The following is a 26,698-nucleotide window of genomic DNA, read 5'->3' as shown; positions in this document are numbered from 1 at the left end:
CTAATAACTAATAATTAAATAAGTAATAACTATTGACTAATAACTATGAAACGGCGTGATTTTATTAATTGGGTGGGTTTGGGTTGGCTGGCTAGTAGCTTACCTATAGCGATCGCAGCTTGTTCTACACAAACAACTGCATCTGGAGATTGGCAAAATGTTGGTACTACTGCGGAATTAGATAAAACTGGTCAATTACTGGTGGAAAACTCGCCTGTTGGTTCTGTGTTATTGGTGGGTACATCAAAATCAGGAAATTTAATTGCTGTCAATCCCACCTGTAGCCATAAAGGATGCACTGTTGCATGGGAAGCTGCTAACAAAAAATTTGCCTGTCCTTGTCATGGTGCAGAATATGGAGTTGATGGTACAGTACAAAAAGGCCCTGCTACGAAACCACTCAAAACTTACGCCGCCAAGATTGAGGGTAATTCAGTTGCAGTTAAGCCTAGCTAGTACAAACAAGCAAAAGTCAGAAGAAAGATAGTGGCTTTGTCTACGCTGTCCTGTACTAGTAGAAGCACACAAAAAGTTGTGATGATTGTGCCTGTTTTTCACAGCTAATTTGTTTTGCTGTGCTTCATCAGCATTAATTCAATTTGAGAATTTAAGCAAATTGTTGTGAATAATATCGGGCAACTTTTGGTGCAGGCGCAAGCGGCGCATGATGCGGCTGATTGGTCATCGCTAGTTCAAGATTTACATCAGTTGATTTTGGCGAATGACTCAAAACATTCAGAAATAGCTAATCCAGAATATCTATTGGAATTAGCACTGACAATTTTAGAGATGGGGGATTTTCAGCAACGTTGGGATATTGCCAAAGTGCTGAATCAATTAGGAACGATCGCTATCCCATCATTAATTGCCATATTAGAAGATGACGATGCAGACGATGAATTACGCTGGTTTGCGGCGCGGATTGTCGGGGAGTTTCAGCACCCAGAAGCGATCGCTCCTTTAGTCGAATTATTGCAAACTAGTGAAGATGAAGAACTCAAAGCGATCGCTGCTACAGCATTGGGACAAATGGGTAATTTGGCTATTCCTGTACTCTCAGAACTCCTCACCCAAGAAGATACCAGACTTTTAGCAGTGCGATCGCTCTCTTATATTCGTCGTCCAGAAACTATCACACCGCTATTGAGTGTAGTACAAGATGCCCAAGCGGCAGTACGTGCAGCTACCCTGGAAGCCCTCAGCAGTTTTCACGATCCACGTATCCCACCTATACTATTGAATGCTTTAGAGGATGTAGCACCTACAGTCAGATGTGTCGCAATCCAAGGTTTAAGTTATCGTTCTGACTTATGTACAGAATTAGATTTGGTTACTAAATTACAACCTCGACTGTATGACTTTCACATTGAGGTTTGTTGTAACGCCGCCGTCGCCTTAGCGCGGATGGGTGGTAATGCAGCTACCCAACATTTATTTACAGTTTTAATCTCACCCCATACACCAATCACTCTACAACTCGAAATCATCCGCGCCTTAATTTGGGTAGAGACATTATTTGGTTTGGAGTGTTTGCAAAAGGCACTAAATCATCTAAATTCAGCAACACTCTTACAAGAAATTGTCACAGTTTTAGGCAGAGTGCAAAAACCAGAGTTAATCTCACCAGCCACAGGTATTTTGTTAGATATAGTGCAATTACAGCATCCAGCAACAAAAATTATCAGTGTCAAAAGTGCGATCGCTTTGTCTCTAGGCCAGTTAGGTTGTGAGGAAGCCACTCCACTATTGACTGATATGGTGGCAGATCCTGATGAATTTGTCAGACTCCATGCGATCGCTGCACTGCAAAAATTAACAAAATAATCCGGGATATCGGCTCAATGCCTAATCATCTTTTGAGTTATTTTCCGCAATACTACTAAAGTAATATCCAGTTACAGCAGTTGCTAAGGGTCCTAAAAAAGTATAAAGGGTTTTAGATGCTTCATTTACATTAGATACTGCATTTTTCATTGCTTCACTATATTTCTCGCTAGAAGCTGAATTTTTAACTAGAAAAAATGAAAAAACAATAATTGACAATAGGTGCAATCCTACTACAAATGCAAGTAAACCCCAAAACTTTTGTGCTAATTCTCCAGCAACTCTAGTTCTATATGTTTTTCGTTCTTCCGAAGAAACTATAATACTTTTTTTACTAGGCGTAATACTCTGAATCTCTTTTGACGCATCTTCAATTGTTACAGTTTTTTGTTTTTCACTTACAGATTTATTAAGGCTAAAAATTTTTTCTGATTTCTCAACAGATTTCTCATTATTAAGACGTTCTTCTACTTCCTCAATTGTTATCGGCTCTTGAATATTTTCATCAGTAGAAGAGCCATCATTTATAGATAAAGATGGCTCAGAATTTAGTTCTGGATTACTATTTTCAATCTCTGACATGGAGCTTTACTAGGCTAGTAGTAACTCTCTAGTTATATTCCCTTCTCTCAACAAGATTGCGGTAGATTCACCGCTTTTTCTCTCCTTATCTTTTAGTTTTGCATATAATCCCATAACAATTAGTCCTTTGCGAAGGACTTCAGCTTCTGAAATCCCCAATTCTTCAGCAACAGTTTTTAAGTCTTCTGAAGCTTTTTCATTTAAGCTGACTTTTACAGCACGCTTAGACACTTGATAGCTCTCCTTAACTTAGCTTAACGTTCATGCTAAAACATTTATTGCACCTGTTTTGACATCTTTTAGGTGACAAAGAATGACTATACATTAACCCTACATTACCCCATTTCGTCCCTTTTGCATTCCGTAATACATAATTAAGGTTGGTAAAAAGTCACTTTTTGCTTTATAAATCAAGGCTTATCGTTTTAAAGAAGTGACGTTCCTAGAATTATGTTTGAACTTAAATAATTATAGTACAATTATACTACAGAATAGGGATGACTTCAAGGATATTAAAAATTAGGGGGGAGTGATAATAGAAACTAGTAACAAAAGCTGTATCAAAATCTACCAAATTAAAAATCAAAATCCGTTAATTTAAATAAAAGCCATAAATGTAATTCAGGCTACATATCCCATGCGACTAGAACAGTTGCAAGCGTTTCTAGCGATCGCCCAAACTGGCAGTTTCCAAAAAGCAGCCCAGAAATGTGGTGTCACCCAATCGACAATCAGCCGCCAAATCCAATCCTTGGAGGCTGATTTAGGTGTGGAATTATTTCATAGAACCAATCAGTCCAAGCTGACTTTAGGCGGTGAACGTTTGTTACCTCGCGCCCGCAAAATCTGTCAAGAATGGGAAACTGCTACCCAAGAAATCACAGATTTAGTTGCAGGAAAGCAGCCGGAATTGTGTATTGCGGCGATTCATTCCGTTTGTGGTTCTTACCTACCACCAGTATTACAAAAATTTTGTCGTGATTATCCTGATGTACAACTACGGGTGACATCTTTGGGGAGCGATCGCGCCCTCAAAGTCCTCAAAGATGGTTTAGTGGATCTAGCGATCGTCATGAATAATCGCTTTCTCACGACTGGTAGGGAGATGGTGGTAGAAGTCCTTTATGATGAACCCATTGAACTTTTAATTGCAGCTAATCATCCCCTAGCCCAATACGAACTTGTCCCTTGGTCGGAGTTAGTGCGTTATCCCCAAGTAGTATTTAAAGATGGTTATGGGATGCAACGCCTCATCCAAGATAAATTTGAACGACTAGAAGCTAACCTGCAAGCAGCTTTAGAAGTTAATACCCTAGATGCTTTTCGGGGAGTTGTGCGCCAAGGTGAATTAATAGCTCTACTGCCTACATCTGCATTAGTAGAAGCAAGACTTGACCCTACATTAGCAGTACGTTCTTTAGCGGGTAGTGGCTCATTATCTGATAATTCTAGTTTGAGTCGCCGGGTTGTAATGGTAACAACTCAAGACCGGTTGCAAATTCCCCCAATCAAACACTTTTGGCAATTAGTGCGAGAAAATATCCCGTTACAGTTTGCTCACCAGCGATCGGCCTCTTAAAGTATGATTAGTCAAAAGTTCACAGTCGAAAGTCCCCAGTCTCAACCTTGACTGTTTGACTATTGACCATTGGCTATTGACTTATATGAGTATTCTATTCAGGGATTTGCTGAAAAAGGTAGGTAGTGGCAACCATACGGGCGAGAATCTAACTCGTGCTGAAGCAGCCAAGGCTACTAAGATGATGTTATTAGGTGAAGCTACACCAGCCCAAATAGGTGCATTTTTGATTGCCCACCGCATCAAACGTCCCACTGGGGAAGAATTAGCGGGAATGTTAGATGCTTACGAAGAACTGGGGCCAAAACTGCACCCCATCAACTCTACACGTCAAGTCATAGTATTTGGTCAACCTTATGATGGCAGAACCCGGACAGCACCGATTAGCCCTGTAACCGCCCTGATACTCGCCACAGTCGGACAACCGGTAATCATGCACGGCGGCGATCGCTTACCCACAAAATATGGATTACCCTTAGCAGAAATTTGGCAGGGTTTAGGAGTTGATTGGACTACCCTCTCATTACCAAAAACCCAAGCTGTATTTGAGCAAACAGGCATCGGCTTTGTTTATACACCACAGCATTTTCCCTTAACTAAAAGTATTTGGGAATACCGCGATCAAATAGGGAAACGTCCACCCTTAGCCACAATGGAACTAATTTGGTGTCCCTATGCTGGCGATGCTCATGTCATAGCCGGGTTTGTCCATCCGCCAACAGAAGCCATGTTTAAGGTAGCTTTGGGGCTGCGAGGAGTAACAAATTTTACCTTAGTCAAAGGATTAGAAGGGAGTAGTGATTTACCACGCGATCGCACAGCCATCATCGCTTTATCTAAATCACCCCAAGAAATAGAAAGATTGCTCCTATCTCCCAATGATTACGGCTTTACTACCAAGAATGTAGCTTTAAACAGCCCCGAAGAATTACTAACCGAAATGCGGAAAGTATTAGCGGGAAATACTAGCGAGTTACAACAAACAGCCTTGTGGAATGGAGGATTTTATCTTTGGCGGAGTGGGATTTGTCCCGATATGCGATCGGGTATAGCCAAAGCCCAAGAATTATTAACTACTGGCGCAGTCGCTAACAAACTCCAAGAACTAAGTCAAGTCGTTCCAATTCAAAATTCAAAATTTAAAATTCAAAATTGAAACACAATTAGTGGAAGCTTGAACTCACCACTCATTACTCATTACTCATTACTCACCACTCATTCCCCACTCAGTAAAGTCAAAAATCGGCGAATTAGACCGATTGTGACTGCTGGTAATTCTAACTGTGGTGTTAACCCCACATCTTCCAAGGGTTGAAAAACGCGGATAGCTTGAGGATTTTTCTCTGCTAGGCGGCGGCCAATCTCTGGCCCGGTGAATTGGGACTTTTGACCCCACATAATGGCGGTAGGAGTGAGCAATTGTTGAATATAGAGTGATAAATCAAAACATAAATCACCCCTAACAAAAGATAACGCTGCATACTCAGCATTATGTTGTTGGGCAGATTGGAGATAAGCTTCAACAATTTCTTCGTAGATGCGGTTAGCTTGGGCAAATTGCCGTTGTTCTAAGAAACTACGAATACCGCCACTAGTAGCAATCCCAGTGCTGTATAGTAAGCGGTCAAGAAGAGGAACACTAACGATTTGGGCAAACAAGCTGCGGGAGTAGTCTTCGCCGAAGTCAGAAAGTCCGGCTGGTGTCACCAGAATTAAAGATTTAAATAAATTGGGATGGGTAATCGCCACCCGAATTGTAAACGCTGCTGTTAAAGAAGACGCGATCGCTATGACTGGACTTGTGCAAGTCTGCTGCAAAAACTCCCGAATAGTAGTTAAATAATCGTCAATCGTGTAATTTCTAGCTGGATGCTCAGACTCACCCCAGCCTATCATATCAGGGGCAAGAATCCGGTATTTAGCAGCAAAAGCTGGATAAACTTTTGACCACTCATAGGCAGAAGATCCACCACCAAAGCCGTGTAGAAAGACTAACGTTTCTCGTTCTGGTGCTGCGGTTGTGTTTTCTTGCCAAAGTGATCCAGTAGCGGTGTAGTACACCATTTTACCCAGCGACGTAATTATCGAGCGTTGCTCAAATCCTTGTGGTTGAAACATAGTTTTGGGTAGTTAATAGTCAATAGTTATTGGACATTGAGGATTAGTTCCTCTTTACTTTATCTACCTTATCTACTTTATCTCCCCTGTCACCTGTTACCTGTCACCTATCTCCTATCACCTGTCACCCCTCCACTAAGGAATATTTCCTCATACTCTTTAAGCAGTATTTATTAATACACCAATAGTTAGACGTTAAAGTTTTACCTATCTTTTAAATTAAAGCCTATGAAGTAATTTAACTTCAGATAAAACATTAATTCATGAAAGAGATTCGTAAAATGGCAATACAACAATTGAGTTTGCAAAAGGTTAACCAACAAAACCAAGAATGTATTCAAGACTGTTTAGACTGCTCTAATATTTGTTTAAATACTGTGACTACATACTGCATAACTAAAGGTGGTATGCACACAGAACCAGACCATGTACGATTAATGCTTGATTGTGCTGAAATTTGTCAAACCAGTGCCAACTTTATGTTGCGTGGTTCTGATTTGGATGTGCGTACCTGTGGCATTTGTGCTGAAGTATGTGAACGATGCGCGCGTAATTGCGATCGCTTCGAGAATGATTCACAAATGAAGGCTTGTGCTGATATGTGTCGCCGTTGTGCCGAGACTTGCCGCAGAATGTCTATGGCTAGAGCTTAAGTCACCATCAACATTGATTATTTCACTTTTGATTTATTGCGAATTGGGTTCATTACCCTAGATAGATGTGAAATAATCAACTACAGGACTACTATATATGGATTAAAACATAAAGCTTTCTAATGAAATCATGGGGAGCTTTATTTTTTTCAGAAATTAAATTAACAATTTACATCATAAATTAGCACGGGAATTTCCCTGTATTCATCCTGAATAATTCATGTTCAACAAGATACTCGACTTCTTTGAGATGTGGGGTATTTTTTAGTGTAAAGTCAGTAATATTTATCAGATTTTCAGTAAATTATGACACACAAAAAATAATCGGGCAAGAGCAAATATACTGTTATATTATACTATATAATAGTATACATTGATAAAATGTAATGTTTTTAATGAATTACCTTGACTACTTCAAATTTATGCTGAAATGCTAGAAAAATCTAGATTGAAGTGGCTATGTAGTCATTACGCTAGTTCCCTGTTAATGATGAGATTGTAAGAGCCTCAGTAAATCTACAAATAATTGGTGTATTTAATGCTGATTGTAATTTAAACATCTCTTGTGTACACAAACATCATACTTTTGATACTTGCCGTCTAAATACAAACTAAATAAATACTAGAGTTCTAATTTCCTCTTAACTCAGATTTAAATAGATTGAGATTTTATAGTTGATGAGACTAATTTTGAGACATCAAAACATACATGAAAAAATATTCAAATATAACTGTTATGGACACCAATAATAAATCAATTGCTTTGTCAGCAAAATCAACAGAACAAATCATGAAAGAACAGCGTATTCATGATGTAAAGCTTTTGTTAGAAAACTTGTCATATAGAGAAGAAACCACAGTTAAGCTGATATTGGATTGCTTATATGATATAGGAGCAACTAATATAATTAACCAGAAATTTCATTCATATTTAATGAATGGCACAGTTAAGAAAGTTGCTAGCTTGTCTAAGCCTGTATTTAGGATGATTGCTTGGCGATGGTTTAAGAAAAACTGCCCACAATTGATTACTAATTGGTTGTATGAACAGGTTAGTTTTAACAAAGCAATCACACCGCAGCCACAAATAGTTGTCGAACAGGTAAAACTTCAACAAGATTTACCAGCAACATTAGCAGATAAGAATAGAGAAGTTAAATATCTTCGTTCGCAAGTTAGATTCTTGATTACAATTTTTATACTGGCAATCACTTCATTTGGTGGTAGTTTTTTGTGGCTAAATCATAAATTAGAGCAAGCACACCTACAAACACTCGAACAACTACAAACTCAACTCAAAATTAGACAAACGAGTGTGAATAACCCTTAGACATCTTGCAAAAGTCCGAAAATGAGCTGTGTCATTCTGAATGAAATGCAGAATCTTTGAGATGTTTCGCTTTGCTCAACATGACAGCTTCAGCATTTATGCAAGAGGTCTCTTAGTCAGTCATGGTGATAGACGACACACCCTACTTTGCCTAAATCAAGAAAACTTGGTCAAAAATCCTAAAAGTTTTTTTGTCTTCGGTGTCAGCAGTGTACGACGATAAGCATCTGCGGCTTTTTTAATTGCTTCCGCTTGGGTGGGATAGGGATGAATCACATTACTTAACTTACTAAGACCGATTTTATTGACAATTGCCGTGGTTATTTCCGAAATCATCTCGCCGGCGTGAGCAGCTACAATCGTTGCACCGATAATTTCATCAGAACCTTTTCTGTGGTGAATTTTTAAGAATCCTTCTTCTTGGGCATCTGCGATCGCTCGATCTACACTACTGAAAGGAATCTTAATTGTCACTACATCAATCCCCATAGCCTTAGCTTGGTGTTCATACATCCCCACATGGGCAATTTCTGGGTCAGTATATGTCACCCAAGGCATTACTAAGCTACTTAGTTTAGAACGTCCTAAACCAAAGGGAGAAAATAGAGTATTCTTAATGACAATCCGCGCCGCCGCATCTGCCGCATGGGTGAACTTCCAATTCATGCAGATATCTCCAGCAGCATAAATATTAGGGTTTTTGGTTTGCAGGTAATCATTTACCTTCACACCTTGATGTTTGTCGTACTCTACCCCGACCGTTTCCAAATTTAGTCCTTCCACATTTGGCGCACGTCCCGCACCTACTAAAATCTCATCCACAGTGACTGAATCTCGATAATCATTCACAGAAAAATACAGCCGCTTCCCGTCGGTGACATTCACCACCTCTTCTAACTTGCAATTTAACACTAAGCGGATGCCATCTCGGATTAAAGCCTGCTGTACGACTTGCGCCGCATCCCCATCTTCCTTATTGAGAACATGAGAACCGCTATGGAACAGCACCACCTCACAACCCAAACGCCGGAATGCTTGAGCTAATTCACAACCGATAGGCCCCCCACCAATCACCGCTAACCGTTCGGGTTTTTGGATGAGAGAAAAGACCGTTTCATTAGTCAAATAACCCACCGTTTCAATTCCCCGAATCACTGGTTTTGCAGCCCTTGCACCAGTTGCAATCACCGCTTTTTTAAACTTGAGGATTTTACCGTCAACTTCCACTGTATCTTTACTAGCAAAGCGACCACTACCCAAGAAAACATCCACCCCCAATGATGAAAAACGTTCCGCCGAGTCATGGTGACTAATTCCCGCCCTAACGCGCCGCATCCTTTGCATCACAGTGGAAAAATCAATTTCGATTTGTTGTTTGGGAATATTGATCCCCAACCTTTTCGCATTCCAGATTTCCCCCACTACCCGCGCCGACCGAATCACAGTTTTAGAAGGTACGCAACCCACATTTAAGCAGTCTCCTCCCATGAGATGCTTTTCAATCAATGCGACTTTCAAACCCAAACCCAACCCAACCGCACCAGCCGCCACCACTAACCCCGCAGTTCCAGCACCAATGACCACCAAGTCATAACAATCAGCAGGTTGAGGATTCACCCAATTTGGCGGATGTACATAAGAAACTAACTTCTGGTTATATTCATCAACTGGGCGAACAATGACTCTCTCTAACTCGGAATTGGACATTGATACTATCTCCCTAAGAAATTTTAAATTTAACTAAGAGTGCTGAGTAGTGAGTAATGAGTAGTGAGTAGTGAGTAGTGAAGTGATCGGGGTAAAATCTACCTTCCAGTCCCCAATCCCTAGTCCACTGGAGTTATTTAATTAATTTTGACTTTTGACTTTTGACTTGATTTGTCCCCAGTACCTCGTCTCCTTGACAAAACTTCCTAAACTACACCAAACACTACACCAGCACCCAAAGTGAGAATCGAGCCAGGCAAGAAAGCAACAGTCGCAATAATATATAGTGCAATAAAAGCGATCGCTCCTACTGTTCCCAAACTATCAATCCACAGCAAAGCATTGCGTAAAATAGTTTGGGGATTCCAATCACTCGGATTATCTATAGCTTGCGCCGCAGCAAAATCTGTGTTTAAGAAGAAAGCGATCGCAACCGTCAGCAATGTTAACCTGAATAAACCTAAGAGTCTTGTGATGAAATATATTCTTCATAAGTTCCTAACTTTTACCCCACTCAGTGCTAAGTCCTGAGTCCTAAGAATATTCTTCTTACCTTTTAACTTTTGTCTCCTGTATCAATAACCATGCTTTTAGCTAAAGCCTTTTGAGCAATTTTAGTGACATATATGGTCATACCAATAGTTGCAATTAAACCGACAATTTGCATTACCCACTGTATCATTTGGGTTTCTGGTGTGACTGGTTGATGAGTTGTATCTAGCATGGCCAAATCACTTGCTAAAGAACCGATGTAAACATACATCACAGTTCCCGGCAAAATTCCCAAAGAGCCTAAAATATAATCTTTGAGAGATATTTGTGTCACTCCAAAGGCATAATTCAATAAATTGAAAGGAAACACAGGAGACAGACGAGTTAACAGGACAATTTTCCACCCTTCTTGCGCTACAGCTTGATCAATCGCTTTGAATTTAGGATATTTTTCTAGTTGTTTGCAAACCCAATCTCGTGATAAATAGCGTCCGATGAGAAAAGCTAAAGTTGCGCCGATAATTGCCGCAATTAACACATAAACCGAACCCCAAACCAACCCAAACAAACACCCACCTTTCAGGGTTAACAGCGAACCGGGGATAAATAATAAAGTTGCCAAATTGTAAATAATTATATAGGCGATCGCTCCCCAAACCCCCAAACTATTCACCCAAGTGACTAATGTTTGTAGAATTACTGGGAAATTAAATTGTCTTGCAGCGATTATTAATAGAACTATCGAAAAACTTAACAGCAGCAGTTTAAGTTTGCCATTGAATCGCAATTGATACTTGGGAATCATGGGAACACCTGAGTTTTTACCGTTCCTGTCAAGCACTGAGGGGTAATATTCATAAAAACAGCCGAAAAATTCAACATTCCTGAATTTTTTACTTTATTATCCCTAATTCTCACTAGAATATGTCACTTAGATGAAAAACAGCTTAAAAAAGGATAAATCCTTAAGCAAATTCTCCGCTCAACTCTGCGCTAATTTGCGTTTAAGCTCACCCTTGATTCACTGAAAATCAAAAATTACGGTTGTGTTGGAAACCCTGACGATACAAATTACGCAGTTGCGCTGGTGGTACACCAAATAAATATGCAATAACCACGATTTGATTAATCAGAGTAGTTGTAAAGACACCCTTTTGTAACCATCTCCGGGATGAAGTGATAACTGATACAGATACAATGGCTATTTTACCTATGCGTTTTAAACGTTGTATGAGTTCAAAGTCTTCCATGATAGGGATTTCAGGAAAGCAGCCAATTTCTTTAAATAATTCTGTAGTAATAAAAATTGCTTGATCACCGTAGGGCATTTGGAAAAGGCGCGATCGCCATTTTACTCCCCATTCCACCAATCTTAAACCTAAAAGTGTTGTATCTATCTGCAAAGTAAACGCACCAGCAACTACCCTAGGCTGTTGCAGTGCTGTCCGAATCATCTCATCAAAACCAATGGGTAAACGTGTATCTGCATGGAGAAACAGCAAAATTTCCCCACTAGCCACCATAGCACCTGCATTCATTTGCATAGCACGGCCAGGAATAGATGAGATTACTTTTACACCAAGGGAATCAGCTATAGCTACAGTGTCATCTTGAGAGCCTGCATCTACAACTATTACTTCTATATTTGTACTAGGTTGAGTAGTGAAAATAGCTTGTTTGATATTGGCTGCTTCGTTGAGCGTCGGAATAATAATAGAAATTTTAGTATTGTCAATATTTTGACCCATGAATAGTCACTCTTTCAAGGTAAATCATAAAATATCTGCTTTTCTTTGTGTGCTTCTGTGGCTGATAAATCATTTATATAACCACAGAGACACAGGTGACACAGAGATAAGAGATTAAAAAGGGATTTTTTGAGGAAAATTTTTACGGGTTACAAATGAAAGCTATTAGAGAATATTGTTTGTGTTTGGGCAATAAAAAGATGATGCCGACGGCGGTAAAAGTTGCGCTGGTGGTTGGTTCTATTTTATTTACAATTAATCATGGTGCAGCACTGATTAAGGGTCAAATGACTGGCGATCGCTGGATTGCTGCTACTCTAACCTACATAGTACCTTACTTAGTAAATATTCATGGTCAATATATTAGTCGTTACAAATGAAAAAAGTCACTCTACATAATCATGCTACTTTTCCTTCAAGTCCTTGTGTGCTTTATTTTAGTGATTCTGACAGGTGCAAAACTGTCACAGAGTGCCGATATCCTCGCAGAGAAAAGCGGACTAGGCCGGACTTGGGTTGGTACAATCCTGCTAGCAGGCGTGACATCCTTACCTGAATTAGCTACAGGGATAAGTGCCATTGTCATTTTCAATTCCCCCGATTTGGCTGTAGGTGGTATTTTGGGGAGTTGTTTGTTTAATTTGCTGATTTTAGCACTACTGGATATCTTTACAGGCCCCGATCCTTTACTCAAGCAAGCACAAATCAGTCACGGATTAGCAGCGAGTCTCGGCTGTGTGATGCTGGGTATAGCTGCGGCTGGAATGTTTTTAGCAAAAACGGAAATTAATTTAACTTTAGGATGGGTTGGCATTCCTAGCATTTTACTCATTTTGCTTTATTTTATTAGTGCTAGAGCCATTTCTCAATTTGAATCTAGACGACGTATGGAAGTGCTAGAGGAAGAAGAGGAGATTTTTCAATACGAACACATCACTATCCAGCAAGCCTATCGACAGTTCACTTTATTTGCAATTGCAATTGTAGTTTTAGGTATCTGGCTGGCCTTTTTAGGTGATCGAGTTGCTGAGGTGACTGGCTTAGAGAAGAGTTTTATCGGTGCGATTTTGTTAGCGACAGCAACATCTTTACCGGAAATTGCCGCATCTGTGGCAGCTATTCGATTGGATGCTGTTGATTTGGCAGTTTCTAACGTTTTTGGTTCTAATTTGTTTAACTTGGCGATTTTAGGTATTTACGATTTCGCCTATTTGCCGGGTAGTTTGTGGTTAACGATGAGTCCGGTACATATTTTCACAGCTATTGTAGCAATGGTTATGACCTCAGTGGCGATCGCAGGCTTAATTTACCATGCCGTCAGTCGCTCCCGGATGTACATCACCTTAGATGGACTAACGATCATCTTTCTCTACATTGGCGGAATGTATGTTGTTTACCGTAATTTATCGTAAATTAAGAATTAAGAATTACGAATTACGAATTACGAATTACGCATGGTTTGCTCAAATTCTGCCACAGCATCATATTGGTCAGGCATATTAATGTAATGCAGCAGCAAAGCAGGGTCTAAATCTGGAAAAAACCCACTTTTGTCTACTTCCTTGTACTCATCACTCTCAGTTAAACGGAAGATTTTTATAGTATTAGATTTCCAAAACCAAACTTCAGGTACTTTTTTGGGTTTGAATAACTCTTTCCTGTCAATAGTGCCACTGGTAACAATAACTTCAATCACAATGTCAGGAACTTCTCTTTCTTTACCGATGCTATAAGACTCATCTGGTGTACCAGAAGCGTACCCTTGTTCTTCCAGAGTGAAGCCACCACGTCTATAAAACCTGATACCCAATACTCTCATATAAGCTTCTAGCAGCAAGCCAACGGTACTTTTCACTTTTTCATGTTTTTCTCCAATTGGGGACATGATCTCTAAAACTCCTGACAAATATGACAGTCGGACACTGCGATTGCCTAACAAATGTGACTCAATACCTTTAAATTGTTCCCAAGAAACATCCTTGAGAGTTACCAATTTTTCTTCTGTGGGCTGGTCTACAAGTGGGATGCTCATAACAACACTGCCTTAACAAGAATAATCATATGCTCACTCAATTTTAGTATTTAACAGAAGTTACCAGTAATAGAGACTAATATTTTTACTCATAACTCAGCACCGGCTAAACACCGCGTTACCGCTAACAAAACTCAACACTCATTACTCATTACTCATGACTCAGCACTCATGACTCAGCACTGGTAAGCTATTTTATCTAGGTCTTTTTTCAACTTGACTATGGCAACTATTAACGACAACTACCTAAAACTCAAAGCTGGTTACTTGTTCCCGGAAATTGCGCGGCGGGTGAATGCCTTTGCTCAAGCTAATCCTGATGCTAAAATTATTCGTCTGGGAATTGGGGATGTCACCGAACCATTACCAGAAGCTTGTCGAACTGCAATGATTCAAGCTGTGGAAGAAATGGGCGATCGCGCCACTTTCAAAGGCTATGGCCCAGAACAAGGGTATGCTTGGTTAAGGGAAAAGATTGCGGCTCAAGATTTCCAAGCACGGGGTTGTGAAATTGATGCTTCAGAAATTTTTATCTCTGATGGTTCTAAGTGCGACTCAGGGAATATCCTTGATATCTTTGGTGATAACAATATCATTGCTGTTACTGACCCCGTTTACCCCGTATATGTAGATACAAACGTCATGGCGGGACATACTGGAACTGCCAACGAACAAGGGGAGTTTGAGGGTTTAGTTTACCTCCCTGTCACCGCAGAAAACAACTTTACGGCGGAAATTCCTACCCAAAAAGTCGATTTAATTTATCTCTGTTTCCCCAATAACCCCACAGGTGCAACAGCCACTAAAGAACACCTCCAGGCGTGGGTAGACTATGCTAAAGCAAATAACTCGATTATTTTCTTTGATGCAGCTTACGAAGCATATATTACAGATCCATCCCTACCTCATTCTATATATGAAATTCCCGGCGCAAGAGATTGTGCTATTGAATTTCGTTCTTTCTCCAAAAATGCCGGCTTTACTGGAACTCGTTGCGCCTTGACTGTTGTACCCAAAACCTTGACAGGTAAAGCCGCCGATGGTTCTGATGTTGAACTGTGGAAACTGTGGAATCGTCGCCAGTCTACGAAATTTAATGGTGTATCCTACATTGTGCAACGAGGTGCGGAAGCTGTCTACTCTGAAGCTGGACAAGCACAAATCACAGCATTAGTGAGTTTCTATTTAGAAAACGCCAAAATTATCCGTGAACAACTCACAGCCGCCGGACTAGCCGTATATGGTGGCGTGAATGCGCCTTATGTGTGGGTGAAGACTCCCAATGGTCTTTCTAGCTGGGATTTCTTTGATAAATTGCTGGATACCTGCAATGTTGTTGGTACACCTGGTTCTGGTTTTGGTGCTGCGGGTGAAGGCTACTTCCGTATTTCTGCATTTAACAGCCGCGAGAATGTAGAAGAAGCAATGCAGCGTATTATTCAAAAATTTGCATTATAGCTTCTCCGTTGTAGCCAGATTTTTGTAGATTAGACCTCTTGCATAAATGCTTAAATTGTCATGTTGAGCAAAGCGAAACATCGCAAAGATTCTACATTTCATTCAGAATGATACATCTCATTTTCGGACTTTTGCAAGAGGTCTATTCAAGGGTTTAAAACCCATACGTCTACAGATAGTATATTTTCAGTGGGGGTTTAAATCCCCGACTGAAAATTCTTTCAGCTTTTGAAGAGTGCTGAGAGACATCGTTGCGAATTGTTTTAACTATTGATTTTATTTTGTGTTTTTAACTTAGGGTAAGCAATGCGTTTGTGATGGAATTGTTGCCAAACTTCTACAAAGATTTCGGCGATTTGTGACATTTCTTCCCGCGTTAACCCTGAATCAATGAGTTGATTATCTTGCCATCTCGCACGGAGAATATTATTCAACATGGTTAATGCTTGTTCAGGATTGACATCTTTGAGCGATCGCAGTGCGGCTTCACAAGCATCAGCTAACATGACAATTCCCGTTTCCCGCGATTGGGGAATGGGGCCAGCATAGCGAAAATCGGCTTCATTGACAATAATGCTGGGGTCGGCTTGTGCCATCTGTTCGGCTTGATGATAAAAATAGGCAATCAGCATTGTCCCTTGATGTTCGGGGATAAATGCTTGAATTGCTGTTGGTAAGAGGTGTTTCCTCGCCATGACTAACCCTTCGCTGACGTGCTTTTTGATGATATCTGCACTCTTCCAAGGGTCTTTAATCTCTGTTTCGTGTTTGTTCGGCCCGCCCATTTGGTTTTCAATAAATCCTAAAGGGTCGTGCATTTTACCGATATCATGATATAATGTCCCCGCCCTGACTAATTCCACATTACAACCGAGTTTTTTAGCAGCCGCTTCTGCTAATGTGGCTACTGATAAGGTGTGCTGAAAAGTTCCTGGTGTTTCGGTGGCGAGTCGCTTGAGTAACGGCCGATTGGGATTGGCTAACTCTGCTAACCGAATGGGGGTAACTAAATCAAAGAGTTTTTCTAGGTAAGGACTTAAACCTAAAGCTACAATACTCCAGACTAGACCAGATAAAGCAAATAATCCGGCTTCTTGCAGCACAATATACCAAGCCGCACCAAAGGCTGCACCAATCAGGAGTTTAATAATTAAGTAAACACTACCTTGAGCCACAGCGATCGCTACACCCAAAAGTGCTAATTCTTCCCGCGATCGCAATCTTTGCGCTACACAACTACCTAAAATTCCCCCAACTGCTCCCGTCAACAGCGCGATCGCACTGATTTCTAAGCTGAATGGTAACAAAAATAACAGTAAAACAATCACTGTCACACCCAAGCTAGGGCCATAAAAGCTTCCCAAAAGCAACCCTACCGCACCCCAGGTAGCATAAGGTACACCGACTGCTAATACTCCTGGTGTACTCAAGGTTAATAGTAAAACTAACAGGCGATCGCGTTGTCGCAAGTTGTACTTAATTCGCCGTTCTACTAAAATAAATACACCAATTGCACCAGTTACCAAACTCGCTAACTTCAGCAATTCCCGCCAGTTATTTTCTCGGCGAATCAGTTGATAATGCTCTAATATTTCAAAATGCCATTCGGTGATGATGTCTCCCTTATTAACAATGATCTGACCTTGCTTGACATCAATAAACACAGGTGTAACACCAGCTGCTGCTTTTTGAGCTTGTTCCTTGCTTTGTTCTTCGTCTTTTTTCAAATTAGCTTCTAAGATGGCTAACAATATTTTGCTAGCTAAAGCTTCCGCATTGCTGGGGACGAAGGCTTGAACTTGTAAACTGACCGCATTATTTAAAATACTATCTGGTAAGCCTGGGGGAATACCTTGGGTGAGAATACGTTCTGCACTTTGATGAAGTCCTGATTGGGTTTTTGACCACGCATCATCTGATAATTCCAGCAGAACTGTTTCACTATATATTGTCTGTGAAGTAACACTATTGAGTCTGAGTAGTTGACTGCTAGCTTGGGTATATGCTTGGCGAGCTTGGGATATTTGCTCTATCACCGAGGGGATGTTTTTTTCACCAATCATGACTCGGTAAGCTAATAATTCTGCTAAGGCTTGCGTCAGCTCACTTTTAGCGAAAATATTAATGCGTCGATTACCCTGAAGACTATCATTTTGGTTTTGGGTGTCTGGGGTGCTGTTAGTAGATTTTTTATCAGTATTTTGCCGGAAGCGATTACTTTGCTGTGGTGGGGTAGTATTTTTTATAGTAGTTAAAAACACTTGCCATTCCGCGTCAGAGCAAGAGCGGAGATAATGCTGGGTAGGTACAGATAATACTGATGAATCATAGAACGGAAAAGAACCAGCAATGTTACGAATTGAGTTACCCTCATCCAGTAATTGCTGTAATTTTCGGTTGATTTCTTCAGTCGTTTCAGCATCAACCATTAATACTGGTGTGGAACTTTTACTGGCGTTTTTGCGTTTATCTGTTGTTTTTTGTTGGTCTTCGATTTTATCAGGGTAAGGGGCTTTAATTGTCTGCGGTGCAAGAGTTCCTACCTTTAATTTAGGCTGGTTGTATAGTCTATGACCCATTACACCAGTCAGTGATACAACTGCGATCGCTAAAACTAGAGAGGAACGCCTTTCATGTACCCAACCCAGACCTACTGCCTCAATCCTACTCTGATTTTTGACCAATTTTGTCATTGCTCTGAGGTCGATTTTGCGTTTTTTCTGGCCGATGTTGTCACTATATGGGAATAAATGCCAGGGTATATTCTTGAGGATAACTCTTGTTACTTCATTCCTGGAGTTTTTGCCTTGTTGACTCACCCCCACAAGTAATTTTCCTTTACGGCTAAATATTCTATATCGTCGCCGCCAATGGGTCAACTGCCGATTCAAGGACTGCAAAAATCGCGGTGTTTTCATTACCTATGGCTGCTTACTTTGATATATCAAAACAAAATATTAACGCGCCCGAATGACGCGAGGAGCAGCATAGACGCAAGGTGGTATCTTTTCGTTAGACATTAAGCTTTCCTCATTTGGGAACTCCTGGGAATTGAGTCCAGGTTTATACACTCCCGACCAGGTCGTCGCTAGTGCATCAGCTAATTCTAGCACTTGCGGAATTTGGCTCAATTCTCTGGTTAGCGAAAGTCTCCAAGTTACGGGAATACTCGTAGTACCGTTATACGTCCCTGATAAAACAGCAGTAATTGTACTGATATTTGGACAATATACATTACCACAGTATTGTTGCCCAATTTTTTCATGACGAATAGACCTTAAAACGGCTAAGGAGAAGTCTTCTAAGGTACTCAGAAAGTAATAAAATGCGATAGCTATTCTATTGGATAACTTTCCTTGACTACCCAACTCGGTTTTTACTCTTTCTAACCCAGCCCTTTGTTCTAACAAATTATTTACTTTTAATAAATTTTGTGGTATTGAGGTGTCTGTTTCGCCAATAAAAGCAATTATTTGGGGGATGAGGGTTTGGGGATGCAGTTTTTCGGTCAATGATTGCGCGATCGCATATCCTATTGCTAGGGTACTATCCCTGATTTCTAGGTCACTATCCCAATCTTTTAACACCCGCAGTAAATTCTGGTGTAGTTTTACCGGGTTTTCGTGGAAAAAAAGAGAAATAGGAATTGTAGCGAAAATTATTTTTGATGGTTCTAAATATGTAATTTTTTGTTGATAAATTTCTAACCAATCATCTATATCAAGTTTTCCTAATTTAATTAAACTGGTAGCACCAGGAACTACACTTTGAGCAAAGTTACCAGCACTTGGATGTTTCGGCTGACTACTTTGAGCTAAAGTTTCCCCTACTAGTCCTCCCAGGAATGCGCCCCTGAACCGACTCCCAAGTAAATAACGCATGATTTAACTAATTGTTAATTGGGCATGGGGCATATAAATCAATTCAAAATTCAAAATAAATTTAAAATAGTTTACGGCTAGGCTTACGACTACAAAATCCCAAATTGAATAACTTGTGCTTTCTGCTGCCCTGTCTCCTACCTTCTTCATAAACTAAATTGAGTCTTCTCGAATTACGAATTCAAATGATGCACTAAAGCTTGTAACCCTAAAATATAACTTTGTACACCAAAACCACTGATTTGTCCAATAACGACCGGGGCTATATAAGAATGATGGCGGAATTCTTCTCGGCGGTAAATGTTACTAAGATGCACTTCTACTGTCGGTATATTTACAGCAGCGATCGCATCTCTCAACGCCACACTCGTATGAGTATAAGCCCCGGCATTAATCAGAATTCCTTGGTGTTTTCCTAATGCTTCATGAATTGCATCGACTAACACACCTTCATGATTCGACTGCACAGGAAACACCTTTGCGTGTAAATTTAGTGCTGCTTCTGCTAATAAGCAGTTAATCTCAGACAAGGTAGTAGAACCATAAACTCCTGGTTCTCGTTGTCCCAGCAGATTCAGGTTTGGCCCGTGCAGCACCAAAATATTTAGAGGTTGTACTGTCAATGATTGTACCTTCAGTCTACTAACGACGACGCGATCGCTGATCTACAGGGATCGGAATCAGTTCTGGTTCCGGCTCTAGTTCAGGCCCCAGTAGGGACTCTATCAGCTTACGCGCCAATTCTTTTAGCTTTTCCAGTACCTTTTCTATATAGTCCATTAAACTGACTGCTCCTGAGATACTACCTCAATTGTGTTTAAAAGCTACGCAAAAACTGGCGTAATTTTGCACCTCTGGCGGACAATCGGGCTGATACACACTTTTTCATTCTGGGCGTGAGCCATTCTTAAATTTTCAGTGTTGTTATCTCCCTTACTTTTTAGAGTATCACATTCGCAACTGATCGGACGGTAATAGTGATTGGGGATTAGCCAATAGTTCAAAGCCATGACACCATTTCATTAGCCTATGACTAATGACTAATCACTAATCACTAACTCTCCACCGCTTTTTTCTTCGTCGCCGTTTTTGATTTAGCAGTTGACTTTGATTTAGTTGTTGTTGATTTAGTTGTTTTGCGGGTGGATTTGCTGGTCGAGGCTTTAGCCGCTAGCAATTCCAAAGCTTGGGGTAGGGTGACATCTTCTACAGACACACCTTCTGGTAGCCCAGCATTGGTTTTGTTGTGTTTGATGTAAGGGCCATAGGGGCCATCGTAGATATTTACTGGTGCATCATCGTCTGGGTGTGTACCCAATTCCTTTAAAGCAGCTTTGGACTTGCTATTGGCAGAACCACGGGTCTTTTTCGGTTCTGATAACAATTCCAATGCTCTTTCTAGGGGAATTGTCAGGACATCATCACTTGCTTTTAAAGAACGGTAATCTTTGCCTTCTTTCCCTTGGTCATGGACGACATAAGGGCCAAAACGGCCTAAACTAGTTTGGATTTTGCCGCCGGTGACTGGATGTACTCCCAAGTTGCGGGGTAGTGACAACAAACCAATAGCTGTCTCTAGGGTGATGTTGTCTGGCGTAACACCTTTCGGGAAAGATGCTTGCTTAGGTTTGGGGTTTTCGTCTGACTTGTCGCCTAACTGGACGTAAGGGCCATAAGCACCAATTTTGACGTAAATTGGTTCGCCAGTTTCGGGATGACGACCTAGTTGATCTGGCCCTACGGTTTTTTGCCGTAGCAGGACTTCGACCTGTTTGGGGTCAAGGTCAGCTGGAGTCAGGTCTTTGGGAATTGAAGCGGTGATTACACCATCACCGTTATCCACCTCAATATAAGGGCCGTATTTACCAATGCGAACTTTGGCGGCTAAATTTTCTAGTTCTACTGTTCTAGCTTGACTGGCATCAATTTGACTTTCTTGTTCTCTGACTAGGGTTTCTAGACCTTGATCACCGAGATAAAATTCCCGCAAATAGGGAAGCCATTTAGCTTCACCTTCGGCGATATCATCCAGGGTTTGCTCCATTTTGGAGGTAAAGCTAGGATCAACGATATCCGGGAAATGTTTTTCCAAGAGGGTGGTGACGGCGAAAGCGGTGAATGTGGGAATCAGGGCATTATTCACCAGTTGGGCGTAACCTTTATCAATGATTGTGCCAATAATGCTGGCGTAGGTACTAGGACGACCAATGCCTTCACTTTCTAGGGTTTTGACCAGGGTAGCTTCACTATACCTAGCTGGGGGTTGAGTTTCGTGATCAACGGCGGTTAAGTCTTTACAGTTGGGATGATCACCAACTTTTAAGCCAGGCAAAATCACCTCTTGGTCTTCTAATGCGGCTTCGGGGTCATCAGAACCTTCGACGTAGGCGCGTAAATAGCCAGGAAAATCAATGCGTTTACCGGAAGAACGGAAACCAGCATCTTCAACTTTTAACTGGACGGTGATTTGGGTTTGGCGGGAATCTGCCATTTGACAGGCGACGGTGCGCTTCCAAATCAAGTCATACAGGGCTAATTCCCGACCGCTTAATCCGGTTTCTTGGGGGGTGCGGAAGCTGCTACCAGCCGGACGAATGGCTTCGTGGGCTTCCTGTGCGCCTTTAGATTTGGTGGTGTATTGCCTTGGTTGGGGGCTGAGATATGACTTACCGTATAGTTTTTCTACAGAATCACGGGCAGCTGCGATCGCCTGATCTGACAAATGCACCGAGTCTGTACGCATATAGGTAATATACCCTTGCTCATACAAATTCTGGGCAACCCGCATGGTGTCCCGTGCGGAGAGGCGCAGTTTGCGGTTCGATTCTTGCTGCAACGTGGAAGTTGTAAAGGGTGGTGAAGGTTTGCGCGTTACTGGGCGTTCTTCCACATCTGAGACTGTCCAGGGTTTACCAGTCAGTCTGTCCTTCAGGGCGATCGCATCTTCTTCCGAAAGTAGCACTACATTGCGTCCAGTGGCGATTTGTCCTGTAGAAGGGTCAAAATCACTCCCGGTGGCTACTTTAGTGCCTCCTAGGGTAACTAACAGGGATGTAAATGGGGATTTGTTCTGCTCCAGGGAAGCTTTTAAATCCCAATATGCCCCTTCCCGGAAAGCCCGACGCTGGCGTTCTTTCGTTACCAACAGGCGCACAGCCACAGACTGCACCCGCCCCGCAGATAATCCCCAGGCAATTTTTTTCCACAACAAGGGGGAAAGGGTATACCCCACTAATCGGTCTAAAATCCGCCGGGTTTCTTGGGCGCGTACTAGCTGCTCATCGATATTGCGGCAGTTTTTCAGAGCCTTTTTAATTGCTTCTTGGGTGATCTCATGAAACACCATCCGCTTAGTCGGGATTTTTGGCTTAAGTAGCTGGTATAAATGCCAACTAATACTTTCACCTTCTCGGTCTTCGTCAGTTGCCAGGATCAGTTCAGTTGCTTCTTTTAGAGCTTCTTTAAGCTGAGTGACAATTTTCTTTTTGTCTTTGGGGACAACATATACAGGTTCAAAGTCTGCGTCCACATTTACCCCAAGCTGCGCCCATGCTTCCCCTTTGACAGCAGCAGGAATTTCACTAGCCGATTGGGGTAGGTCACGCACATGACCCATCGACGCTTCTACCCGATAGTCTTTTGGTAGGTAGTTGCGAATGGTACGAGCTTTGGTTGGAGATTCGACAATGACGAGAGTTGACATGGAAATTTCAATAAAAAAATAGCTATGAAGCTAAACAGTCAAATTGGGGTAATTTCAACGAAATGTCAAGAGGTAAGATCACACTGACTGTAACTTGATCCTCATAAAAACTCCAGGATGTATGAGGAATAGGGAAAAAGGATTTAATTTGTTCCTTCCATTCATCGGGGTTAGTGCGCCTACGGTGGGACGCTTCCTAGAGAATAAGGTAGAACACATTCCTGGATGCGAAATTTTCCACTATTTCTAATCTTTAACTTATCAAAGGCATAATTGGCGACTACTATTTTCAAAATACCTCACAATATTAATGATCTAAAATTTGTGATGGCGATTATCACGTAGTGAAGCGAAGCATTCCCGTATCTGCTCGTTACAACACTTAGATTGCGAATTGTTTTAAGTCGCTTGTAGGTTAAATTGAGGATGGGATAGGAACAATAGGAGCGATCGCTGTGACCCTAACAACTGCGAAGTGGAGCATTGAAGACTATCATCGCATGATTGCCTCTGGAATTTTAGCAGGGCGACAGGTGGAATTGCTAAGTGGAGAAATTATAGAAATGTCCCCAGAAGGTGAATCCCATGCTTATTGCAGTGATGAAGCGGGAGAATACCTAATTTACCTGTTAGGAAATAAAGCAAAAGTTCGACAAGCAAAACCAATCACCTTACCTGATAGTAACTCTGAACCAGAACCCGATATTGCGATCGCACAACGCTTGGGTCAAAATTACAGAAAACATCACCCTTATCCAGAAAATATTTTTTGGCTAATTGAATATTCAGATTCAAGTCTGACTAAAGATTTAGAAGTAAAAACCAAAATTTACGCCGCCGCAGGTATTCCAGAGTATTGGGTGATTAATTTGCGAACTATGCAACTTATTATATTTAGAGAACCTACCGCAGAAGGTTATCAGTCCCAAGAAATACTAACTCAAGGTAGTATTACACCCTTAGCATTTCCTGAAATTACGGTTTCTATTCCGAAATTACTGGGCAATTAAGTCAAAATACAATTATCACCCACATACTCAAGCCTAAAGCGATCGCAGCTAGATGTTGCCAAAGTATATTTCTCAATGGTTGTCGCGCAATCTTTTGCGTTAACACAATTGTCAACAGCACGGAAAAAATTAGGGTTGCACCTTGTAAAAAAGCAATCACGGCTGGATGCGCTACTAATATTGGCAATTGCTCACCACTTAAACCAAAGGTTGCAAAGGTTACAGGTAAAATCTTACCACCTTCACCCAAACCCAAACGCAAGTAATGGGCTAAGTTCCCTCCCAACACTAAAGGTAAATACCCATAGGCGAGTTCAATAAATGGTCGGACTTTACGGTGAAGATTGAATATTTGCATACAACCATAGGCGACAAATACAACCACTGTAGGAATTAACAAAGCTAACAGTGATATCCCCAAATGTAGCCAAAATGGAGTTAAATCTAACTCTAACCCCAGCCAAGTTTGCAACTCTGGTAAACGATGCAGATATACTCCCCCGAACAGCAACAACAATAACGCCACTTCATAGTTGTGGGGTACGTGAGTTGTCCACAGTTCAATCCCTGGGGGACGCAAGTTAAACTCAACGGAACGATGGGGACAGGCTTTTAAACAAGTCATGCACAACACGCAATCGCGGTTATCTTCTAACTGTGCGGGATGGGAATACAAGGGACAGCCATCAGTTTCCATTCCTTCGCCTTTTTCCGCACCACCTTTATAACATTGATAGGTCGTACAAGTAGCAGAACAAATTCCCTGTTGCGCCCTGAGTTCCGTCATCGAGAGTTTAGCAAATAAACCATTCATCCCGCCAATGGGGCAAAGATAACGACACCAAAACCGCCTTTCAAACAGGGCTGAGAAAATCATCGCCCCGGAGGTAATTAATAACAGTAAGCAGGCGGAAAGATAGGCGGTATTTTCTAAATTCCAGAGTTCTTCCCAGAGGAAAATGAGAGTAAATAACCCAAACAAAAACCAACCACCCCATTTTTCAGACTTCTCTCGCGGCCAGCGTTGGAGTTGACGCGGAAATAGCCACAGAGATAGTTTTTGGGTGATTTCACCATAAATCATGAAAGGACAGACAGCACACCACACCCGCCCGAAAAAGGGGAAGATAAATAAACCGATAGGCCACCACCAAGCCCAAAATAAATTTAAAGCAAAATTGCGATCGCGTGTTTGCGGCCCCAGAAATAACACACCCACAATAAATGCAAATCCCACGACAGTAAAACCATAGTTAATTCTATCCGGCCACCAATCACTCCGCAAAAATCGCCGCAACCCAGGATACAGGTTCAACAGATTAACTCGAAATTGCTTTTTCTTCGTTTGAGCCGCCCAGAAAATTTCTTCTGTTAACTCCCTTCCCTTCCCAGCTTGCACAATGGCGCGTTCTACAAGGTTTTTCAGTTCCTTGAGATTCCCAGGAAAATCATAGGACTGTAAACGGCGCAAGGCTTCTGGTGTGATACGGGGTTTAGCAACTCCACGCGATCGCACATACAAACTGGTGTAATATTCCACCTGGGCTTTAATATCAGCCTTCCGTACCCGTAGGGGCGGTACTTTAATAATATGACCCACACAGCGTTCTATTTGAGACTGGGCTTTTTCAGAAACTATTAAAATCCTAGCTTTGCTGGTGCGGGGTACAGCCGTTGGTTCTCCCGGACGGGTAACAGGGGTGTATGTCCCTGTTTTGAGGAACTGCGCTACAGCAGGTAATAACTCTGGGGGTAACTCTTGAATATTGTTTAAAACTAAAGTCCCTTCCCCCAGCCATTCCAAAAGTCCCGGTTTACCAGTAGCACGTCCGAATAAATCTGCACCCCTAGGTTGCAAAATTCCACAATTGATTTTAATAATTGGTTCGCGCCTTTGAGGAGAACTAAAGTGAATTAGCGCAGCGATATTATCTTTTTCTAAGCCTGGTTCGCCGAAAATTTCCACAGATTTCCGGTCAGCCGCCGCTTCTCGAATTTGCTCCCGCAACCGCACCGCGTAGCGACTTGTACCGACAATTCCCCGTTGTGCTTTGGTAACTAAATATGGTCGTAAAGCTACAGAACGTTCTTGTTCGTAAGTTAACGCAGATGTCACTTGGGCTAATTCCTGCGCCAATTGTCGAGAAATAGCCTGAGTAATTTGGGGATATTGACTAACTAAAGCGCGAAAGTCAGCCGCCGAGACAACCCAGACTTGAGATTCTGTAACAGCCTTAATCGTGTACGGCGTTAATTCATCTAAAAGTAATTCCTTGAGGTGAATGACTGCACCTGGAAGAAAACCACAGGGGAAAACTGTGTTGTTTTTATTAGTAATTTCGCTTTCTAGTTGACCCTCGACAAGAATATAAAGTGCTGTTGGGGGATTACCTTCTTTACTCAGATAGCTTCCCTGGGGTATAACTTGTGTTTGAATCAGGGGAGCGATGCCTGCGGCTGGCTGCACCATCGCATTCAACACTTCGGATGAGAGAATACCTAAAGGTGTCCGCTCCTGTAGCCAGATAACCATGTCTGGAGATGTCATCATGATTTCCCCGTGTTCTCTGCTTGCTGTATA

Annotated in this window: 23 protein-coding genes and 1 pseudogene; 10 read left to right on the top strand and 14 right to left on the bottom strand. The window is 41.5% G+C overall.

Annotation, left to right across the window (positions count from 1 at the left end; genetic code table 11):
• Positions 1 to 45: 45 nt before the first annotated feature.
• Together L6494_RS17710 and L6494_RS17705 are read left to right on the top strand one after the other, a co-directional pair.
• On the top strand, positions 46 to 456 hold the full coding sequence (locus tag L6494_RS17710; RefSeq protein ID WP_237989003.1) for a QcrA and Rieske domain-containing protein: 411 nt from the start codon (positions 46 to 48) through the stop codon (positions 454 to 456).
• A 165-nt stretch (positions 457 to 621) separates the two neighbouring features.
• On the top strand, positions 622 to 1,824 hold the full coding sequence (locus L6494_RS17705) for a HEAT repeat domain-containing protein (RefSeq protein WP_237989002.1): 1,203 nt from the start codon (positions 622 to 624) through the stop codon (positions 1,822 to 1,824).
• Between the two features lie 21 nt (positions 1,825 to 1,845).
• Here L6494_RS17705 and L6494_RS17700 read toward each other — a convergent pair whose 3' ends face one another.
• Both L6494_RS17700 and L6494_RS17695 read right to left on the bottom strand, forming a co-directional pair.
• Entirely contained in the window at positions 1,846 to 2,406 is a 561-nt protein-coding gene (locus tag L6494_RS17700; protein ID WP_237989001.1) for a hypothetical protein, read from the bottom strand.
• Between the two features lie 9 nt (positions 2,407 to 2,415).
• Positions 2,416 to 2,637: a hypothetical protein gene (locus L6494_RS17695; protein WP_237989000.1), complete on the bottom strand. Its 222-nt coding sequence runs from the start codon at positions 2,635 to 2,637 to the stop codon at positions 2,416 to 2,418.
• A gap of 406 nt (positions 2,638 to 3,043) precedes the next feature.
• On the opposite strand from L6494_RS17695, the gene L6494_RS17690 reads away from it, so the two are divergent.
• Both L6494_RS17690 and L6494_RS17685 read left to right on the top strand, forming a co-directional pair.
• The gene (locus tag L6494_RS17690; RefSeq protein WP_237988999.1) at positions 3,044 to 3,985 is read left to right on the top strand and encodes a LysR family transcriptional regulator; all 942 of its coding nucleotides are present in this window, start codon (positions 3,044 to 3,046) and stop codon (positions 3,983 to 3,985) included.
• Positions 3,986 to 4,070: 85 nt separating this feature from the next.
• Positions 4,071 to 5,141 (top strand): anthranilate phosphoribosyltransferase family protein, encoded by a 1,071-nt coding sequence (locus L6494_RS17685; RefSeq protein WP_237988998.1) that lies wholly within the window; start codon positions 4,071 to 4,073, stop codon positions 5,139 to 5,141.
• A 59-nt stretch (positions 5,142 to 5,200) separates the two neighbouring features.
• Here L6494_RS17685 and L6494_RS17680 read toward each other — a convergent pair whose 3' ends face one another.
• Complete coding sequence (locus L6494_RS17680; protein WP_237988997.1) at positions 5,201 to 6,103, bottom strand: alpha/beta fold hydrolase; 903 nt, start codon at positions 6,101 to 6,103, stop codon at positions 5,201 to 5,203.
• Between the two features lie 281 nt (positions 6,104 to 6,384).
• Here L6494_RS17680 and L6494_RS17675 point away from each other — a divergent pair, with 281 nt between their 5' ends.
• Both L6494_RS17675 and L6494_RS17670 read left to right on the top strand, forming a co-directional pair.
• The gene (locus tag L6494_RS17675) at positions 6,385 to 6,756 is read left to right on the top strand and encodes a four-helix bundle copper-binding protein (protein WP_237988996.1); all 372 of its coding nucleotides are present in this window, start codon (positions 6,385 to 6,387) and stop codon (positions 6,754 to 6,756) included.
• 709 nt (positions 6,757 to 7,465) lie between these two features.
• Positions 7,466 to 8,086, top strand: a complete 621-nt coding sequence (locus L6494_RS17670; protein WP_237988995.1) for a hypothetical protein — start codon at positions 7,466 to 7,468, stop codon at positions 8,084 to 8,086.
• A 156-nt stretch (positions 8,087 to 8,242) separates the two neighbouring features.
• Here the strand turns inward: L6494_RS17670 and L6494_RS17665 are convergent, their stop codons facing one another.
• The 4 genes and pseudogenes from L6494_RS17665 to L6494_RS17650 all read right to left on the bottom strand — a co-directional run bounded on the left by L6494_RS17665 (position 8,243) and on the right by L6494_RS17650 (position 12,033).
• On the bottom strand, positions 8,243 to 9,793 hold the full coding sequence (locus tag L6494_RS17665) for a mercuric reductase (protein ID WP_237988994.1): 1,551 nt from the start codon (positions 9,791 to 9,793) through the stop codon (positions 8,243 to 8,245).
• Between the two features lie 209 nt (positions 9,794 to 10,002).
• A pseudogene (locus L6494_RS17660) lies at positions 10,003 to 10,278 on the bottom strand (TVP38/TMEM64 family protein); the annotation flags it as partial.
• A gap of 71 nt (positions 10,279 to 10,349) precedes the next feature.
• Complete coding sequence (locus L6494_RS17655) at positions 10,350 to 11,090, bottom strand: TVP38/TMEM64 family protein (RefSeq protein WP_237988993.1); 741 nt, start codon at positions 11,088 to 11,090, stop codon at positions 10,350 to 10,352.
• Between the two features lie 226 nt (positions 11,091 to 11,316).
• Positions 11,317 to 12,033 carry a TIGR04283 family arsenosugar biosynthesis glycosyltransferase gene (locus tag L6494_RS17650; protein ID WP_237988992.1) on the bottom strand — a complete coding sequence of 239 codons (717 nt, stop codon included), beginning with the start codon at positions 12,031 to 12,033 and terminating at the stop codon, positions 11,317 to 11,319.
• Positions 12,034 to 12,188: 155 nt separating this feature from the next.
• Here L6494_RS17650 and nrtS point away from each other — a divergent pair, with 155 nt between their 5' ends.
• On the top strand, positions 12,189 to 12,413 hold the full coding sequence (nrtS, locus tag L6494_RS17645) for a nitrate/nitrite transporter NrtS (protein ID WP_237988991.1): 225 nt from the start codon (positions 12,189 to 12,191) through the stop codon (positions 12,411 to 12,413).
• 21 nt (positions 12,414 to 12,434) lie between these two features.
• On the top strand, positions 12,435 to 13,445 hold the full coding sequence (locus L6494_RS17640) for a sodium:calcium antiporter (protein WP_237988990.1): 1,011 nt from the start codon (positions 12,435 to 12,437) through the stop codon (positions 13,443 to 13,445).
• A 29-nt stretch (positions 13,446 to 13,474) separates the two neighbouring features.
• On the opposite strand, the gene L6494_RS17635 is transcribed toward L6494_RS17640, so the two are convergent.
• On the bottom strand, positions 13,475 to 14,065 hold the full coding sequence (locus L6494_RS17635; RefSeq protein WP_237988989.1) for a Uma2 family endonuclease: 591 nt from the start codon (positions 14,063 to 14,065) through the stop codon (positions 13,475 to 13,477).
• Positions 14,066 to 14,287: 222 nt separating this feature from the next.
• On the opposite strand from L6494_RS17635, the gene L6494_RS17630 reads away from it, so the two are divergent.
• Positions 14,288 to 15,523, top strand: a complete 1,236-nt coding sequence (locus L6494_RS17630; protein ID WP_237988988.1) for an LL-diaminopimelate aminotransferase — start codon at positions 14,288 to 14,290, stop codon at positions 15,521 to 15,523.
• A 263-nt stretch (positions 15,524 to 15,786) separates the two neighbouring features.
• Here L6494_RS17630 and L6494_RS17625 read toward each other — a convergent pair whose 3' ends face one another.
• From L6494_RS17625 to topA, 5 genes are all read right to left on the bottom strand, one after another.
• Positions 15,787 to 18,441 carry an HD family phosphohydrolase gene (locus L6494_RS17625; protein ID WP_237988987.1) on the bottom strand — a complete coding sequence of 885 codons (2,655 nt, stop codon included), beginning with the start codon at positions 18,439 to 18,441 and terminating at the stop codon, positions 15,787 to 15,789.
• 39 nt (positions 18,442 to 18,480) lie between these two features.
• On the bottom strand, positions 18,481 to 19,404 hold the full coding sequence (locus tag L6494_RS17620) for an ADP-ribosylglycohydrolase family protein (protein ID WP_237988986.1): 924 nt from the start codon (positions 19,402 to 19,404) through the stop codon (positions 18,481 to 18,483).
• A 173-nt stretch (positions 19,405 to 19,577) separates the two neighbouring features.
• Positions 19,578 to 20,027, bottom strand: a complete 450-nt coding sequence (gene aroQ / locus L6494_RS17615; protein ID WP_237988985.1) for a type II 3-dehydroquinate dehydratase — start codon at positions 20,025 to 20,027, stop codon at positions 19,578 to 19,580.
• A gap of 19 nt (positions 20,028 to 20,046) precedes the next feature.
• Positions 20,047 to 20,184, bottom strand: coding sequence for a hypothetical protein (locus L6494_RS17610; RefSeq protein WP_237988984.1), 138 nt, complete (start codon positions 20,182 to 20,184; stop codon positions 20,047 to 20,049).
• Between the two features lie 274 nt (positions 20,185 to 20,458).
• On the bottom strand, positions 20,459 to 23,107 hold the full coding sequence (gene topA / locus L6494_RS17605; protein WP_237988983.1) for a type I DNA topoisomerase: 2,649 nt from the start codon (positions 23,105 to 23,107) through the stop codon (positions 20,459 to 20,461).
• Between the two features lie 455 nt (positions 23,108 to 23,562).
• On the opposite strand from topA, the gene L6494_RS17600 reads away from it, so the two are divergent.
• Positions 23,563 to 24,117 carry a Uma2 family endonuclease gene (locus tag L6494_RS17600; RefSeq protein WP_237988982.1) on the top strand — a complete coding sequence of 185 codons (555 nt, stop codon included), beginning with the start codon at positions 23,563 to 23,565 and terminating at the stop codon, positions 24,115 to 24,117.
• Position 24,118: 1 nt separating this feature from the next.
• On the opposite strand, the gene L6494_RS17595 is transcribed toward L6494_RS17600, so the two are convergent.
• The gene (locus L6494_RS17595; RefSeq protein WP_237996116.1) at positions 24,119 to 26,665 is read right to left on the bottom strand and encodes a cyclic nucleotide-binding domain-containing protein; all 2,547 of its coding nucleotides are present in this window, start codon (positions 26,663 to 26,665) and stop codon (positions 24,119 to 24,121) included.
• Positions 26,666 to 26,698: the final 33 nt, after the last annotated feature.

The sequence above is a fragment of the Nostoc sp. UHCC 0870 genome, from assembly GCF_022063185.1.
Taxonomy (GTDB): domain Bacteria; phylum Cyanobacteriota; class Cyanobacteriia; order Cyanobacteriales; family Nostocaceae; genus Trichormus.
The sequence above is the reverse complement of the archived record's forward strand: the minus strand, read 5'-3'. Positions and strand labels throughout refer to the sequence as shown.

What these genes read in the sequence shown, in the direction of transcription:
- L6494_RS17710 (WP_237989003.1), top strand. Translation starts at nt 46, where the DNA reads ATGAAACGGCGTGATTTTATTAATTGGGTGGGTTTGGGTTGGCTGGCT.
- L6494_RS17700 (WP_237989001.1), bottom strand. Translation starts at nt 2,406, where the DNA reads ATGTCAGAGATTGAAAATAGTAATCCAGAACTAAATTCTGAGCCATCT.
- L6494_RS17690 (WP_237988999.1), top strand. Translation starts at nt 3,044, where the DNA reads ATGCGACTAGAACAGTTGCAAGCGTTTCTAGCGATCGCCCAAACTGGC.
- L6494_RS17685 (WP_237988998.1), top strand. Translation starts at nt 4,071, where the DNA reads ATGAGTATTCTATTCAGGGATTTGCTGAAAAAGGTAGGTAGTGGCAAC.
- L6494_RS17680 (WP_237988997.1), bottom strand. Translation starts at nt 6,103, where the DNA reads ATGTTTCAACCACAAGGATTTGAGCAACGCTCGATAATTACGTCGCTG.
- L6494_RS17675 (WP_237988996.1), top strand. Translation starts at nt 6,385, where the DNA reads ATGGCAATACAACAATTGAGTTTGCAAAAGGTTAACCAACAAAACCAA.
- L6494_RS17670 (WP_237988995.1), top strand. Translation starts at nt 7,466, where the DNA reads ATGAAAAAATATTCAAATATAACTGTTATGGACACCAATAATAAATCA.
- L6494_RS17665 (WP_237988994.1), bottom strand. Translation starts at nt 9,793, where the DNA reads ATGTCCAATTCCGAGTTAGAGAGAGTCATTGTTCGCCCAGTTGATGAA.
- L6494_RS17655 (WP_237988993.1), bottom strand. Translation starts at nt 11,090, where the DNA reads ATGATTCCCAAGTATCAATTGCGATTCAATGGCAAACTTAAACTGCTG.
- L6494_RS17650 (WP_237988992.1), bottom strand. Translation starts at nt 12,033, where the DNA reads ATGGGTCAAAATATTGACAATACTAAAATTTCTATTATTATTCCGACG.
- nrtS (WP_237988991.1), top strand. Translation starts at nt 12,189, where the DNA reads ATGAAAGCTATTAGAGAATATTGTTTGTGTTTGGGCAATAAAAAGATG.
- L6494_RS17640 (WP_237988990.1), top strand. Translation starts at nt 12,435, where the DNA reads ATGCTACTTTTCCTTCAAGTCCTTGTGTGCTTTATTTTAGTGATTCTG.
- L6494_RS17635 (WP_237988989.1), bottom strand. Translation starts at nt 14,065, where the DNA reads ATGAGCATCCCACTTGTAGACCAGCCCACAGAAGAAAAATTGGTAACT.
- L6494_RS17630 (WP_237988988.1), top strand. Translation starts at nt 14,288, where the DNA reads ATGGCAACTATTAACGACAACTACCTAAAACTCAAAGCTGGTTACTTG.
- L6494_RS17625 (WP_237988987.1), bottom strand. Translation starts at nt 18,441, where the DNA reads ATGAAAACACCGCGATTTTTGCAGTCCTTGAATCGGCAGTTGACCCAT.
- L6494_RS17620 (WP_237988986.1), bottom strand. Translation starts at nt 19,404, where the DNA reads ATGCGTTATTTACTTGGGAGTCGGTTCAGGGGCGCATTCCTGGGAGGA.
- L6494_RS17610 (WP_237988984.1), bottom strand. Translation starts at nt 20,184, where the DNA reads ATGGACTATATAGAAAAGGTACTGGAAAAGCTAAAAGAATTGGCGCGT.
- topA (WP_237988983.1), bottom strand. Translation starts at nt 23,107, where the DNA reads ATGTCAACTCTCGTCATTGTCGAATCTCCAACCAAAGCTCGTACCATT.
- L6494_RS17595 (WP_237996116.1), bottom strand. Translation starts at nt 26,665, where the DNA reads ATGACATCTCCAGACATGGTTATCTGGCTACAGGAGCGGACACCTTTA.